Source organism: Prauserella salsuginis (assembly GCF_024648885.1).
Taxonomy (GTDB): Bacteria; Actinomycetota; Actinomycetes; order Mycobacteriales; family Pseudonocardiaceae; genus Prauserella; species Prauserella salsuginis.
In genome coordinates this window covers 188,360-202,600 of sequence record NZ_JANBBF010000011.1, presented here as the reverse complement: position 1 = coordinate 202,600, position 14,241 = coordinate 188,360, and the positions used below count along the sequence as shown (strand labels likewise).

The 14,241-nt window shown below is 68.5% G+C and carries 14 protein-coding genes; 2 read left to right on the top strand and 12 right to left on the bottom strand.

Annotation, left to right across the window (positions count from 1 at the left end; genetic code table 11):
- Window positions 1–176 precede the first annotated feature (176 nt).
- Window positions 177–1,502: an MBL fold metallo-hydrolase gene (locus tag LY40_RS15890; protein ID WP_258937325.1), complete on the top strand. Its 1,326-nt coding sequence runs from the start codon at window positions 177–179 to the stop codon at window positions 1,500–1,502.
- A 51-nt stretch (window positions 1,503–1,553) separates the two neighbouring features.
- On the opposite strand, the gene LY40_RS15885 is transcribed toward LY40_RS15890, so the two are convergent.
- Window positions 1,554–1,967, bottom strand: a complete 414-nt coding sequence (locus tag LY40_RS15885) for a hypothetical protein (RefSeq protein WP_258937324.1) — start codon at window positions 1,965–1,967, stop codon at window positions 1,554–1,556.
- Window positions 1,968–2,162: 195 nt separating this feature from the next.
- Between LY40_RS15885 and LY40_RS15880 the strand changes: the two genes are divergently transcribed.
- Window positions 2,163–3,326 carry a Na+/H+ antiporter NhaC family protein gene (locus LY40_RS15880; RefSeq protein ID WP_258937323.1) on the top strand — a complete coding sequence of 388 codons (1,164 nt, stop codon included), beginning with the start codon at window positions 2,163–2,165 and terminating at the stop codon, window positions 3,324–3,326.
- A gap of 125 nt (window positions 3,327–3,451) precedes the next feature.
- On the opposite strand, the gene katG is transcribed toward LY40_RS15880, so the two are convergent.
- The 11 genes from katG to LY40_RS26540 all read right to left on the bottom strand — a co-directional run bounded on the left by katG (window position 3,452) and on the right by LY40_RS26540 (window position 14,239).
- Complete coding sequence (katG, locus tag LY40_RS15875; protein WP_258937322.1) at window positions 3,452–5,656, bottom strand: catalase/peroxidase HPI; 2,205 nt, start codon at window positions 5,654–5,656, stop codon at window positions 3,452–3,454.
- A 30-nt stretch (window positions 5,657–5,686) separates the two neighbouring features.
- Complete coding sequence (locus tag LY40_RS15870) at window positions 5,687–6,115, bottom strand: Fur family transcriptional regulator (RefSeq protein ID WP_253852659.1); 429 nt, start codon at window positions 6,113–6,115, stop codon at window positions 5,687–5,689.
- Window positions 6,116–6,239: 124 nt separating this feature from the next.
- The gene (fabI, locus tag LY40_RS15865) at window positions 6,240–7,013 is read right to left on the bottom strand and encodes an enoyl-ACP reductase FabI (protein ID WP_258937321.1); all 774 of its coding nucleotides are present in this window, start codon (window positions 7,011–7,013) and stop codon (window positions 6,240–6,242) included.
- Window positions 7,010–8,278: a beta-ketoacyl-ACP synthase II gene (gene fabF, locus LY40_RS15860; RefSeq protein ID WP_258937320.1), complete on the bottom strand. Its 1,269-nt coding sequence runs from the start codon at window positions 8,276–8,278 to the stop codon at window positions 7,010–7,012. Before fabF ends, fabI begins: the two co-directional genes overlap by 4 nt.
- 29 nt (window positions 8,279–8,307) lie before the next feature.
- A complete protein-coding gene (locus LY40_RS15855) occupies window positions 8,308–10,044 on the bottom strand; it encodes a thiamine pyrophosphate-binding protein (RefSeq protein WP_258937319.1) in 1,737 nt (578 codons plus the stop codon).
- Window positions 10,041–10,988, bottom strand: coding sequence for a hypothetical protein (locus LY40_RS15850; protein WP_258937318.1), 948 nt, complete (start codon window positions 10,986–10,988; stop codon window positions 10,041–10,043). The genes LY40_RS15855 and LY40_RS15850 overlap by 4 nt, the downstream gene beginning before the upstream one ends.
- Before the next feature lie 44 nt (window positions 10,989–11,032).
- Window positions 11,033–11,938, bottom strand: coding sequence for a DUF4429 domain-containing protein (locus LY40_RS15845; protein WP_258937317.1), 906 nt, complete (start codon window positions 11,936–11,938; stop codon window positions 11,033–11,035).
- Between the two features lie 57 nt (window positions 11,939–11,995).
- On the bottom strand, window positions 11,996–12,220 hold the full coding sequence (locus LY40_RS15840) for a DUF5708 family protein (protein WP_183778781.1): 225 nt from the start codon (window positions 12,218–12,220) through the stop codon (window positions 11,996–11,998).
- Window positions 12,221–12,263: 43 nt separating this feature from the next.
- Window positions 12,264–13,709, bottom strand: coding sequence for an MFS transporter (locus LY40_RS15835; protein WP_183778783.1), 1,446 nt, complete (start codon window positions 13,707–13,709; stop codon window positions 12,264–12,266).
- A 293-nt stretch (window positions 13,710–14,002) separates the two neighbouring features.
- Window positions 14,003–14,086, bottom strand: coding sequence for a class III lanthipeptide (locus LY40_RS26545; protein WP_253854779.1), 84 nt, complete (start codon window positions 14,084–14,086; stop codon window positions 14,003–14,005).
- Between the two features lie 69 nt (window positions 14,087–14,155).
- Window positions 14,156–14,239: a class III lanthipeptide gene (locus LY40_RS26540; protein WP_253854779.1), complete on the bottom strand. Its 84-nt coding sequence runs from the start codon at window positions 14,237–14,239 to the stop codon at window positions 14,156–14,158.
- Window positions 14,240–14,241 lie beyond the last annotated feature (2 nt).

The window sequence follows — 14,241 nt, the reverse complement described above, 5'->3', positions numbered from 1 at the left end:
CTTATTTCACAGCGCCCTTATTTCACAGCGCCCTTATTTCACAGCGCCCTTATTTCACAGCGCCCTTATTTCACAGCGGCACAACGGAAAACGCGGTCGTCCGCTGCTACCGTTCGTGGCAGGGGCCCGGCACCGCCGGCGCGCTGTCAGTAAGTGACCGGGAGGGCACACCGCAGATGGAGATTCTGACCATCGACACGCCGTCGCTGGGCGATCGCAGTTACCTCGTGCACGACGGGCAGGTGGCGTTCGCGGTCGATCCGCAGCGGGACATCGACCGGGTGCTCGCGTTGCTGGAGGACCGCGGTGTCCGCCTGGCGGCCGTGTTCGAGACCCACATCCACAACGACTACGTGACGGGTGGACTGGCCCTGGCACGACTGACCGGCGCCTCCTACCACGTCAACGCCGACGACCCGGTGTCCTTCGAGCGCACGCCGATCTCGGACGGCGACGTCGTCGAGGTCGGCTCGATGCGGGTGCGGGCACTGGCCACGCCGGGGCACACGTTCACGCACCTGTCCTACGCCGCGACCCGTGACGAGGACCGTCCGGTGGTGTTCACGGGCGGCTCGCTGCTGTTCGGTTCGACCGGGCGGCCGGACCTGCTCGGACCGGAGCACACCGAGGACCTCGCACACGCCCAGCACGCCTCGGCCCACCGGCTGGCGGCCGAGTTGCCCGACGACACGCAGGTCCTGCCGACCCATGGTTTCGGCAGTTTCTGCTCCGCCACCCCGACGTCCGGCGACGCATCGACGATCGGGCACGAGAAGCGCGTCAACCCGGCTCTCACCGTCGACGAGCGCTCCTACGTGGAGACCCTGCTCGCCGGACTGGACGTGTATCCGGCCTACTACGCGCACATGGAGCCCGCCAACCTGGCGGGCCCGTCCGAACCCGACCTGACTCCCCCGCACCGCGCCGACGCATCCGAGCTGCGGCGCCGCATCGACGCCGGCGAGTGGGTCGTCGACCTCCGCACGCGGACGGCGTTCGCCGCAGGGCACGTCGCGGGCACCCTCAACTTCGGCATCGACGGCGCGTTCGCGACCTATCTGGGCTGGCTGTTGCCGTGGGGCACGCCGCTGACGCTGCTCGGCGAGACGCCCGAGCAGATCGCCGAGGCCCAGCGGGAACTCGTCCGCATCGGGATCGACCGGCTCGAGGCCGCCGCGACCGGCAACGTGCGGGAATGGGCGTTCGGCAATGAGCTGCGTTCGTTCGAGACCGCGTGCTTCGCCGACCTGGCCCAGGTCCGCCACCACCGGCGCGTGAACGTGCTGGACGTGCGGCGCCGGTCCGAATGGGACGAAGGGCATATCGACGATGCCGTGCACATTCCGCTGCACGAGCTGCTGGAGCGGATGGACGAGGTCCCCGCGGGCGAGGTGTGGGTGCACTGCAAGTCCGGCTACCGGGCGGGCATCGCCGCGTCGCTGCTCGCCGCGGCAGGCAGGCTGGTCGTGTCGATCAACGACGATTTCGCCGCAGCCGCCTGAACCCACGGCCACGACCGCGGGTTCAGGCTCGCCCGTCCTCACCTGCGGCGGTTACACCTCTCGGAACTCCGCGCACGCCACGGCCACGTAGGCCGCCTCGGGAGCGCGGTAGGCCACCTGTGCCCACCGGTTGTCCGTGACCTGGGCGCCGTCGGCTCCGACGCAGCTGTAGGTGCCGCCGGTCACGTACGGCCCGCAGGGTTCGGCCCCGCCCGCGTTGCTGCACGTCGTGTAGTTGTCGCAGGTCAGCGTGGTCAGCGCCGATGCGCTCGGGTCCGGACCGGTGCGCACGTTGAGCCGACACTCGTTGACGGCGTTCGCGTGCACGAGCGCGGGTTCCTCGCCCGTGCCTGCTCCGGGTGAGGCGGCTCCGGGTACTGCGGCAGCTGCCGTTCCCGCGGTCAGGCCGCCCATCGCGACCGCACACGCCAGGGTCGCGGCCGCCCGCACCGATCGTCTCGTCACGTTCACTCCTCCTCGTCGGCGCCCGCCTGCGCCGGTCCGGCGCGCGGGCTCGATGATCAACTGTCATGGTGGATATCGGCCGCCGCGGCAGGCCGCTCGATCGCCGGACCGGCTGGTCCCATCGGTTTACGATCGGCCGCGCGAGTGGTATGCCCCAGCGCCGCTTCGACACCGACCGTGAAAGCAGGAAAACCAGTGCCGTCTCGATCCAGCGATGACACCCACTCCGAGGCCGACGACCACTCCCCGGAGCGGGTCACCGTGCTCGGCCTGATCGCGGATCCGGACATGCCGGAGACGATCGCCGCTTACCTGGCCGAGTCGCTGCCGGAGGAACTGGACGGCGAATGGCGCTTCGAGGTGGACGCCGATCCGGTGACGGCCACGCTCAAGGGCACCGCGGAGATCCTCGACCAAACCGCACACAAATGCGACTCGCGCGGATGGACCTACGCCATCTGCATCACCGACCTTCCGGTGCGGTCGGAGGAGGGCCCCGTCGTCGCGGACATCGATCACGATCGCGGTGTCGCGGTCGTGTCGGTCCCGGGCATGGGCGGCCTGCAGACCCGCAGAAGGGTCCACCAGGTGATCCGACAGGTGCTCGACGAGCTCCGCGACGATCACGGGCGGGACGAACCGGGACAGGTGCGGGAGCAGCGGCGGCACGGCCTCAGCAGCCGGGCGCTCGGGGTGCTCGCACCCATTCGCCGCAAAGCGGTCGAAACGGAGGGCAGTCACCTCGACGTGCGGTACGTGACGCCGGGCCGACGCGGCAGGCTGCGGCTGCTGACGGGCATGGTGCGAACCAACCGGCCGTGGCGCCTCGTGTTCGGCCTGTCGCGGGCGCTGGCGGCCGCGGTGGCGACGAGTGCGTTCGGACTGTCGTCGAGCACGATCTGGATGGTCGGCGATCAGCTGAACACCGGGTTCAAGGTGCTGACGACGGCAACGGCGATCGCGGCGCTCGTGGCGTGGCTGATCGCGGCGCACAACCTGTGGGAGAAGCGCGGGGACACCCGCTCGGATCCGGAGCTGGCGCGGCTGTACAACGCCTCGACGCTGCTGACGTTGGTCATCGGCGTGGTCGTGCTGCTGGCGATCCTGTTCGTCGTGAACTTCGTGCTGGCGTGGCTGATCCTGCCGGCATCGTTGCTGACGAGCATGCTCGGCAGCGAAACCGATGTCGGCACGTATCTGGCCGTGGCGTGGGCGTTCACGACGCTCGGCGGGATCGCGGGCGCGCTGGGGTCGAGTTTGGAGACCGACCAGGCCGTGCGGCAGGCGGCCTACGGTTACCGGGAGAGCCGCCGGCGCGCCGAGTACCAGGAACACGAACAGGGCTCCGGCGACGGCTGAGGCGGCGCGACGACCGAGGCGACCGAGGCGACAACCGAGCCGTCGGCGGCCCGCGGGACGCGAAACGGCCCGTCGCCGGGGTCAGTCCCCGGCGACGGGCCGTCGCCTTCGCTGTCAGGCCGGAATCAGGCCGTGACGTCGAACCGGTCGAGGTTCATGACCTTGTCCCACGCCGCGACGAAGTCCGCGACGAACTTCTGCTTCGCGTCGTCGGCGGCGTACACCTCGGCCACCGCACGCAGCTCGGAGTTCGAGCCGAACAGCAGATCCACGCGGCTGGCGGTCCACTTGGTCTCGCCGGTCGCGCGGTCCTTGCCTGCGAACTCCTCGGAGGCGTCGGTGGTGGGCTCCCACTCGGTGCCCATGTCGAGCAGGTTCACGAAGAAGTCGTTGGTCAGCACCTCCGGCTTCGACGTCAGCACACCATGCTTCGAGTCCTGGTAGTTGGCGCCCAGCACCCGCAGACCGCCGAGCAGCACGGTCATCTCCGGCGCGGTCAGCGTGAGCAGGTTCGCCCTGTCGATCAGCGCGTACTCGGCGGGCAACGCGTTGCCCTTGCCGTAGTAGTTGCGGAACCCGTCGTTGCGGGGCTCCAAGTGCGAGAACGACTCGACGTCGGTCTGCTCGGCCGTGGCGTCACCGCGGCCCGGGGTGAACGGCACCGTGACGTCGACGCCCGCGGCCTTGGCCGCCTTCTCGACGCCCACGACACCGGCCAGGACCACGACGTCGGCGAACGAGACGGGCTTGCCGAACGAGGTCTGGACCTCCTCCAGCTTCTTCAACACCGGCTTGAGCTTCTCCGGCTCGTTGACCTCGAAGTTGACCTGCGGCTCGAGACGGATCCGGCCACCGTTCGCACCGCCGCGCTTGTCGCTGCCGCGGAACGTCGACGCGGCGGCCCACGCGGTGGAGACCAGCTCCGACACCGAAAGGCCGGTGTCGGCGATCTTGCCCTTGAGCTCGGCCACGTCGGCCTCGTTCGGCACGTACTCCGGCTTCGGGATCGGGTCCTGCCAGAGCAGGTCCTCCGACGGGACCTCAGGGCCGACGTAGCGGTCCTTCGGCCCCATGTCGCGGTGGGTCAGCTTGAACCACGCGCGGGCGAAGGCGTCGGCGAACTCGTCCGGGTTCTCCATGAACCGGCGGGAGATCGGCTCGTAGATCGGGTCGACCTTCAGCGACAGGTCCGTGGTGAGCATGCTCGGCTGGCGGTTGAGCTCACCGGTCTCCGGGTCGGGGACCGTGTTGTTGGCCATGCCGTTCGTGGGGCGCCACTGCCAGCCGCCGCCCGGGCCCTCGTAGACCTCCCACTCGTAGGCGAAGAGGTTGTGGAAAAACCAGCCGCTCCACTGGGTCGGCGTCGGGCTCCAGGTGACCTCGAGACCACTGGTGATGGCGTCGCGGCCGACACCGGTGCCGTGGCTGTTCTTCCAGCCGAGGCCCTGTGCCTCCAGCGGGGCAGCCTCGGGGTCGGGGCCGTTGTTGGAGTCGGGAGCGGCACCGTGGGTCTTGCCGAACGTGTGCCCACCGGCGATGAGGGCGACGGTCTCCTCGTCGTTCATCGCCATCCGACCGAACGTCTCGCGGATGTCGCGTGCGGCGGCGACCGGGTCCGGCTTGCCCTCCGGGCCCTCCGGGTTGACGTAGATGAGGCCCATGTGCGTCGCGCCGAGCGGCTGCTCGAGCTCGCGGTTCTCCTCACCGCCGGAGATCCGCTGGTCGCTGCCGAGCCACGTGGTCTCCGAACCCCAGTAGACGTCGGTGTCCGGCTCCCACGCGTCGACCCGGCCGCCTGCGAAGCCGAAGGTCTTCAGGCCCATCGTCTCGAGCGCCACGTTACCCGTGAGGACCATCAGGTCGGCCCACGAGATCTTCTTGCCGTACTTCTTCTTGACCGGCCACAGCAGCCGGCGGGCCTTGTCGAGGCTCACGTTGTCCGGCCAGCTGTTGAGCGGGGCGAACCGCTGCTGGCCACCGTCGGCGCCACCGCGGCCGTCGCTGACCCGGTAGGTGCCGGCGCTGTGCCAGGCCATGCGGATCATCAGCGGGCCGTAGTTGCCGAAGTCGGCGGGCCACCAGTCCTGCGAGTCGGTGAGGACGTCGGCGATGTCCTTCTTGACCGCCGACAGGTCGAGGGACGCGAACGCCTCGGCGTAGTCGAAGTCGTCGTCCATCGGGTCGGACGCGGGCTGGTTCTTGGCCAGGATCTTCAGGTTGAGCTTGTTCGGCCACCACACCGTGTTGCTGTCACCCTGAGTCGGGTGCGGCAGACCCTGGTCGTGCAGGACGGGGCAGCCGCCCGCGGCCGCTTCGTTGCTCTCGGACAATGGAAATCCCTTCAGGTGGATCAGCGTTGATCAGGAACTAACTGCGGAACAGTCGGGGCACACGCCCCAATAGATGATCTCGGCCTCGTCGATGGTGAAGCCGTGGTCGTCAGAGGCCTCCAGGCACGGAGCCTCGCCGACGGCGCAGTCGATGTCGGCGATCCGGCCGCAGGAGCGGCACACGACGTGGTGATGGTTGTCCCCGACGCGCGTTTCGTACCGCGCGACGGAACCCATGGGCTGAATACGCCGGACGAGTCCGGAGGCCGTCAACGCGCGCAGCACGTCGTAGACAGCCTGATGGGAGACCTCACCGAGTTCCTCACGCACGTGTCCGATGACGGAATCGGTGTCGGCGTGGGGATGTTCGTGCACCACGGACAGCACCGCCACCCGCGGACGGGTGACACGCAGGGAAGCCCCGCGCAGCAGCTGTTCGAGATCCGTGGTCGTAGGCACGGCGGCCAGTCTGCCGCAAAATCTTGAATGAATCAAGAATAACTTACGCGCTCTCACCCGGACGGGCATCCGCCCTGGTCAGCGGCGCGTGACAGTCGGCGCGCCGGGCGCGCCGCACCGTGTCTCAACTGCCGACCGCGTGCACGCCCCCGTCGGCCCACACCATCGAGCCGGTCGTGGTCGGCAGCCAATCGGACAGGACCGCACACACCGACTTCGCCACGCCGGTGCCGTCGACGGCGTCCCAGCCGAGCGGGGCCTTACGGTCCCAGTCGGTGTCCAGCTCGGCGAACCCGGGGATCGACTTCGCCGCCATGGTCCGCAACGGCCCCGAGGCCACCAGGTTGACCCGCACTCCCGAGGGTCCGAGTTCCCGTGCCAGGTACCTGGTCACCGACTCCAGCGCGGCCTTCGCCACGCCCATCCAGTCGTAGTCCGGCCACGCCACCCTGGCGTCGAAGTCCATTCCCACGACGGAACTCCCCCGCGACAGCAGCGGCCGCACCGCCACGGCGAGGGCCTTCATCGAATAGGCCGAGACGTGCAGGCTCGGTGCGACGTCGCTCCATTCCGCCGCCAGGAAGTCGCCGAAACAGGCTTCCGGGGCGAAAGCGACCGAGTGGACCACTCCGTCGAGGCCGTCGACGTGCTCACGCACCCTGCCGGGCAACGCGGCGAGATCGGCCGGGTCCGTGACGTCCAGCTCGACGACCGGCGCGGGCTGCGGCAGCCGCGTGGCGATCCGTTCCACGAGCGAGACCCGGCCGTAGCCGGTCAGCACGACCTGCGCGCCCTGCTCCTGCGCGACCCGCGCGACCTGATACGCGATCGAGGTCTCGGTGATCACACCGGTGATCAGAATCCGCTTGCCCGCCAGCAATCCCGTGTCCGCGTTCATGCGCCCTCGGCCTCCCAGCGCCGCACGACGAGCACCGCGTTCCGGCCGCCGAAGCCGAACGAGTTGCTCATCGCGATCCGTGTGTCGCGATGCTGCGGCGTGGTCGGCACGAAGTTCATCTCCTCGTCCAGCGGATGCTCGCAGTTGATCGTCGGCGGCACCACGCCGTCCCGCATCGCCAGCATGCAGGCGATCAGCTCGACCGCACCGCTCGCGCCGATCATGTGTCCGGTCATGGATTTCGTCGAGCTCACCGGGATACGCGGCGCGTGCTCGCCGTAGACCTCGCGGATCGCGGCGACCTCTCGTTCGTCCCCCACCGGCGTGCTCGTGCCGTGCGCGTTGATGTAGTCCACATCGGCCGGTGCGATACCGGCATCCTCGAGCGCGCCCCGCATCGCGGCCTTCGCGCCTTCCGCCTCGGGATGCGGAGCCGTCCAGTGGTGGGCGTCCGACGTCGACGCGTATCCGACCACCTCGCCCAGAATGTGCGCGCCCCGTCGCATCGCGTGTTCGGCCTCTTCCAGCACGACCGCGCCCGCACCCGCACTCATCACGAAACCGTCGCGCTCCTCGTCGAACGGGCGGGAGGCCCGCTGCGGAGCGTCGTTACGGGTCGACAGCGCCTTCGCGTTGCCGCTGGCCGCGAGATCGATGCGCGTGATGCAGTTGTCCGCACCGCCCGCGATCGCCGCGTCGACGACGCCGAGCTGGATCCACCGCGCCGCCTCGCCCACCGAGTCGCTGCCGGTCGCACACGCGGTGCTCAGCGCCCGGGTCGGCCCTTTCACGCCGAACTGCATGCTGATCTCGCCCACCGGGTTGTCGATCGCACCGGCCACCTGCGCGAACGGACTGATACGGCGAGGACCCTTCTCCCGCAGAATGTCCGGCAGACTCTGGTTGTACAGGTTGGCACCGTAGCCACTGCCCATCAGCACCCCGGCACGCGGCGCCAACCGCGCGTCGATCGTCAGCTTCGACGACTCCACGGCCTGGATCGCCGCGCACAGCGCATACTGCGCATACAGGTCCATCCGCCTGCTGACGTTGCGGGCGATGTAGGCGTCCGGATCGAAGTCCCGCACCTCGCCAGCGATCTGCGACTGCAGGTCGTCGACCTCCAGCGACTGCACCCGGCGCACCCCCGACCGGCCGGCGAGCATCGCCGACCATGTCCCTTCGACGTCCGGTGCGAGCGGCGTGACCGCGCCGTGTCCGGTGACGACCACTCGCCGGCGAAGTTTCCGAATTTCCTCAAGCATCGCGGTGCCCTTCGTTCCTCGGTGCCGGTTCAGGCGGGATCCGGTGCTGTGAAGTCACCTTCGATGTCGGAGATGCCCGGAGGAGCGTCGCTCAGATCCACCGCGACATGGACAACGGAAACCGTACCGGCTGCGGTTCGTTCGTATGCCTTCGTCAACGCCGCGTCGAGCGCGGCCTCGTCGGTGACGGCGACCTGGTGGACGTCGCGTTCCTCTGCGAAGTTCCGCGCGACGTCACCGGGTGCGTCGGCAGCGCCGGGTGCGATGAACGAGAACCGCTCACCGGCGCGCCTGTGCCCGCCCAATTGCGACTGCAACCAGCCGTATCCGCCGTTGCAGATTACCACGAACAGCACGCCCAGACGTTCCTTCGCGAAGGTCGCCAGGTCGCCTCGCACCATCGCGAAAGCGCCGTCACCGACGAACGCGACGACAGGCTTTCCCTGCGCTGCCAGGAACACGCCGCCCGAGCCCGCGGCGCCGAAGCCGAGGCTCGTCTGCTCGGACGGCACGATCGAGCCGCCCTCGGCCGCGCACGCGTAGTACGGATAGATGTAGGACCACATGTCCTGCAGTCCGTTCTCCTGCACGAGAATGCGATCACGCGGGACGACACTGTCCACAGCCGACAGCAGCCGAGCGACCCGCACCGTTCCCGGCGCGGGCTCCCCGTCGGCAGGAACCACCGCGTCCGAGCGCAGTCGGCGACGGGCCTCGGCGATCCGCTCCTGCCACGCCTCGTCCCGTTCGGCACCCTCGAGTACGGGGATCCACTCCCGCAGGACGTCGCCGACGTCGCCCAGCACCCGATGTCCGTCCCATTCGGCCGAGAAGCCGGCGACGTCGACATTGACCTGGACGACCGGGGGCATGTCCGCGACGTCCGGCCAGCCGAAGGTCGCCGTCTCCTCCAACCTGCTGCCCAGCGTCACCACGAGGTCGGAGTCCCGCCACAACTGTGCCGCCGCCGGCCGCAGGTACAGGCCGGACAGACCGAGGAAACGCTCGTCGTCCTCGTCGAAGCATCCGCGCCCGGACGCGGTGCTGAACACCGCTGCGCCCAGACCGGCGGCGAACCGCTCCACGACACCGTCGGCATTGCGGTGCCGCGTTCCGCCACCGACCAGCAGGATCGGCCGCCGCGCGCGACGCACGGCCTCCACCACCGGGCTGCGGTCGTCGAATCGCACCCCGCCGGCCGGTTCGATGTCGGTCTGCCACGGCCGGCCGCGGGTGATCTGCTCGGTCAGCAGCTGTTCGGGCAGTTCCAGGTACACCGGGCCACTCGGCGGGCCTTGCGCGCGGCGCCACGCCTGCTCGAGGGCCGGCACCAAGCGGGCCGCGCTGTCGACCCGTTCCGACCAGGCGACCACGGGATCGAGCACCGACATCTGGTCCAGCTCCTGGAACGCCGTGCCGCTCCGCCGGTCGGTCGCGGTGCCGGTGCCGATCACGAGCAGCGGCGCTCCACTGAACTTGGCCTCGAGCACCCCGGTCATCACGTTGGTCGCGGCCGGCCCCTTGCCGACCACACACACTCCCGGCGACCCTGCCTGCAGCGCGTACCCGGTCGCCATGAACGCCGCGTTGCGCTGGTCCCGGCACACGACCAGCCGCGGCGAATCCGAGTCCAACGCGTCGAGGAGTGCGAGATCGTCGGACGGCAGGCCGGTCATCACGTCGACTCCCGCGGTGCGGAGGAAGTCGACGACCGCGTGCCAGGCACCGTCGTACGTCGCGGATCGCGAACCCGTCCGGCCGGTCATGCCGTCACCTCCAGCGGTGCCGGCATCGTGAAACCGTCGGTCGCGAAGTCGTCGGCGACCTTGGGGGTCACCACCGCGGTCGGCATCACGTTGTTGGTGATCCGCGCGAACATGTTCCGGGGGCCGACGATGACGACGCGGCGGGCACCGCTGGAGCGCATCCCGTCGACCACCGTCGACCAGCGGACCGGTGTCACCCAGCCGTCGAGGAGATCGGTCATGACGGCGTGTCCGTCGGTGAGCAGCTCACCGGTGACGTCGGAGAGCATCGGCACGGTCGGCGCCTGCCAGGCGTAGTGGCGGTAGACCTCCTCCTCCAGCCGGGCTCGCAGCGGTCCGACGGACGAGCAGTGTTCCGAGCGGTTCATGAGGTAGAACGGGAACCCGCCTTCCTCGCGCACGCGCTCGCGCAGCACTTCCAGGTCGGCGATCGGACCGGACACGGCGTGCACCGTGTTGTCCAGATAGATCGACACCTCCACGTCGCGGCCCGCTGCCCGGAACTCGGCGACGAGATCGTCCACCGCAGCCGAATCCATGCGGTAGAAGAAGAAGCACCCGAGCGGTTCCGGTTGCGACTCGAAGTAGTCGACCTCGACCTTGGTGCTCCGCTGGACCAGCGTGAGGACGTCCTCATAGGACAACGAGCCGGTGTGGACGGCCGCGGCGAGCGCACCGAAACTCTGCCCGCCCGACACCACCGGCCGGAGTCCGAGATTGGCGGTCGTCCAGTCCGCCAGCGCGAGGGTCAGCGCCATGAAGCCGACCTCGAACACTTCCCAGTCGTAGACGTCGGCCTTCTCGTAGGCCTCGAGAACCGGGTAGCCGACCACCTCGTCGGCTACCCGGATGCGTTTCTGCGCGAACTCGTTCTCACGCAAAAACGTCTCGACGGCCGAGAATTTCGTCGGGACGAGTCCCGGAAAGTACATCGCGTCGGACACCGACACAGCCTCCAGTAATAGTCGTTTCCGGAGGCGCGCTCCGGTCACAACCGGTCCAGTAACTCCTGCTTCTTGCGCTGGAACTCGGCGTCGTCGAGCAGACCGGCTTCCTTGAGCGATCCCAGCTCACGAATGGCGTTCGCGATCTCGTCGACCGATGTCGCCAGGCGGGATTCCTGCGGTCCGGCATCGAGGGCGGTCCTCCGACCGCCGCTCAACGCTCCGGACGACGCGGGCGCCGCATGGCGCCGCATGCCGGCAAGAAGTGATGCACCGAATGGTAGAGAGTCGGCGACGGTGCCACAACCCAAACCGAAAAGAACGGTCGTGGGATCCTCCTCAGCGGGCGGCCGGTCCCCGGATTCACCCTTCACCCGTACCGACAGCTGTCCGCTGAACGCACCCGGCCGCACCCACTCGACATCCCGCAGATCCGCCAGCGGATACGTGCGGTCGCCACCGGCGCGCTTCTCCGGGGTCGCATCGGCGTTCCACCGCAGGTGCAGGTTGTCGGCGTCGAGATGGGCATCGGCGTCGAAGCACCGCAGATGCAGCGGCGGCGGCTCCGCACCGAGCAGGAATCCGTCCGATTCGGACCACGTGGTGGCGTGCTGCTCGGTCAGCAGCCGGATGTGCTCGGCGTAGTACTCCGCCAGGTCGGACTGGCCACGGTCGAGTTCGAGGCGGTACAGCTCCGAGTCCTCGGCGAGCTGTCCCGCGGCGACCTCGGTGTGCGGGTCCGCTCCCGGATGCATGCGCAGGGACAACACCGGAGCACCGTCGCCGTGCATGACTGCGGCCCGCGCGATCGCCGCGAGCGGCACCGACCGCTGTCCGATACGCCGCAACAACCGCGGAATCCCGCTGCTGCTGGAATAGACGATCTCGATGCGGTCCGGCAGGAACGCCCAGGTGGCGTTCCTGCCCGGCAGTTCGGGGTCGAGTCCCATACTTACGGCCCTACCGATGCTCGATGTGTCCGATTCGCACGGCCGCGGCCGGCCGCGTCAGTGGCCCTCGACCTGATCCTTCTCCTTGTCTTTGTCCTTGGAGCCGAACAGCATCCACGCACCGGTGATGACCAGCTCGGCGGCGCCGAGAATGGCCAGCACGAGGCCGACCTTCGTCAATGTGACCACCGGCGTCTCGACGCCTTCGGTGGTGAACCTGAGCACCAGGCCCACGATCAGCATTCCCGCACCGATGAACAACGACTTCACGTTGGCACTCATACATCCTCCATTAACGTTCGATGACCGCCCTGTACGCGGCAATCTATCGTGTCAGTGTTCCGATCATGATCGGCTGTGTCGGCTGTGCGTCGTCGAACCGTGGCCGTTTCAGCCGGTGCAACGGTCGGACGAAGAACAGCACGACGGCTATCAGCAGATAGCAACATCCAATTACCACGAACGTGGTTCGCGTACCCGCCGCTCCGAGAAGCCAGGTGAGCATCGCGACACCGACCGGGCCCGGACCGGACACGATCGTCGTGACGATGCTCGTCACCGAGCCGAAGATGCGCTCGGGTACGCGTTCCTGCAGGACTTGCAGGTACAACAGGTCGATCGGGCTGATCATAATACCGCCGACGACCATGATGGCCAGCGCCGCCGCGACGTGAACCTGGACGGTCAGCAGCAACAGCATGGCCGCGAAACCGAGATATGCCGCCAAATACGTGGCTCGTCGCGGCAGCCGTGCGCCGATGACACCGTAGGTGATCGTCCCGATGAGCGAACCGATGCCGAAGGCGCTGACCAGACCGCCGTACCACGCCGCATCGTCGAGGATGTCCGAGGCGTAGCCGGTCAGCCCGATGGTTCCCACGGCGCTGTCGAGGGTCGCCAGGATCGTGGTCGTGATGATCAGCGACAACAGCAGTTTGTCGTAGCGGAAGAACCGCACGGCCACGACGAACTGCTGCCGATAAGTGCGCAGATCGGCGGCGGTTCGTCCCTTCTCCGCCGCCGCGCTTCCCGGAACCGCCAGGAAGACGATGACGATCACCGCCGCGAGGCCGCCCGCTGCCGCGTCGACGACGAGCACCCACGGGCTGCCGAACGCCGCGACGATGCCACCGGCGACCATGGGACCGAAGATCGTCGCGAGGGCGTTCATCGACCGTAGCGTGGCGTTGGCGCTCTCGAGCGAGTGACCGGCCTGTTTGGCCAGGGTCGGGAGCAGCCCGAACGTGGCGACCCGCCCGGGTTCGTCGGCCGAGTTGCGCAGGAACGAGATACCGAGCAGCAGCCAGGGAGCGAGCACGCCTGAGACGAACAGCACGTACGTGAGTGCGGTCAGGGTGGTCCCGACGACGATGGAGAAGATCCAGGAGACGCGTAGCCCCGCGCGGTCGATGAGCGGACCGGCGACGACGCCCGTGATGATCGAGCCGACCATCGACACCGTGACGATCCATCCGGTGAGCGCGAGGTCGCCGGTGCTGTCGAGCACGAAGATCGGGAACCCGGCGGCGCCGATGGCGTTGCCCGCCAGGTTGATCGCGAAGGCGATCTGCATCGCGATGTACCCGCCGCGCCGATGTGGTGTGCGGTGCCGGCCGCCGTACTCGACACCCCTGCGCGCTCCCCTGGCGTCGATACGGTGGCCGGTGACGGAGAAGTCCGCAAGGATGTGGGAGACCGGCCGTCGCCCGTCCGCCGGTCGGTGTCGGCCCGTACGAGCCGAGCCGCCCGACGACGAGGTCGCCTGAGTCAAGCCACTCCTCCGACTTCCACCACCCGCGCGGGCACAAGGGTCCGGTGTGGACGCCCGCATCGGTCGGATGTCCACACCGGAAAGGACCCGTTGCCGGGGAGGTCGAGGCCTCCCCGGCAACGGCGACATCAGTCACGGTCGATACGGGCCGAGCTGTGCGTCCGGCCGGAGGCTGCGCAAGCGGCAGCGGATTCTCCGGGCCGTGCGAGCGCAGATCGGCAACACCGGTCACCGTGTCGATGCCTACTTCCCACAGAGCACTTCGCGTCGAAGTGCACCACTGGAGAAGCTCGTCAGCAGTTGTTGCTGACGGTGCTACCCGGAAGCTGCGCCTCGGCAGCCGAGGTCTCCAGAGCCTGAAGGTCCAGAACAGCCATGCTAATCACCTTTCTAGTATTTCCGACAAGTTTCCCGCCCAGTGCGGGCGGATCTACTGGAGAAATTCGTCAGCAGTTGTTGCTGACGGTGCTACCCGGAAGCTGCGCCTCCGCGGCCGAGGTCTCCAGAGCCTGAAGGTCCAGAACAGCCATGC

Excerpts from the sequence above, each read along its gene's own strand:
- LY40_RS15890 (WP_258937325.1), top strand. The coding sequence starts at position 177 with ATGGAGATTCTGACCATCGACACGCCGTCGCTGGGCGATCGCAGTTAC.
- LY40_RS26545 (WP_253854779.1), bottom strand. The coding sequence starts at position 14,086 with ATGGCTGTTCTGGACCTTCAGGCTCTGGAGACCTCGGCTGCCGAGGCG.
- LY40_RS26540 (WP_253854779.1), bottom strand. The coding sequence starts at position 14,239 with ATGGCTGTTCTGGACCTTCAGGCTCTGGAGACCTCGGCCGCGGAGGCG.
- LY40_RS15855 (WP_258937319.1), bottom strand. The coding sequence starts at position 10,044 with ATGACCGGCCGGACGGGTTCGCGATCCGCGACGTACGACGGTGCCTGG.
- LY40_RS15845 (WP_258937317.1), bottom strand. The coding sequence starts at position 11,938 with ATGGGACTCGACCCCGAACTGCCGGGCAGGAACGCCACCTGGGCGTTC.
- LY40_RS15840 (WP_183778781.1), bottom strand. The coding sequence starts at position 12,220 with ATGAGTGCCAACGTGAAGTCGTTGTTCATCGGTGCGGGAATGCTGATC.
- fabI (WP_258937321.1), bottom strand. The coding sequence starts at position 7,013 with ATGAACGCGGACACGGGATTGCTGGCGGGCAAGCGGATTCTGATCACC.
- fabF (WP_258937320.1), bottom strand. The coding sequence starts at position 8,278 with ATGCTTGAGGAAATTCGGAAACTTCGCCGGCGAGTGGTCGTCACCGGA.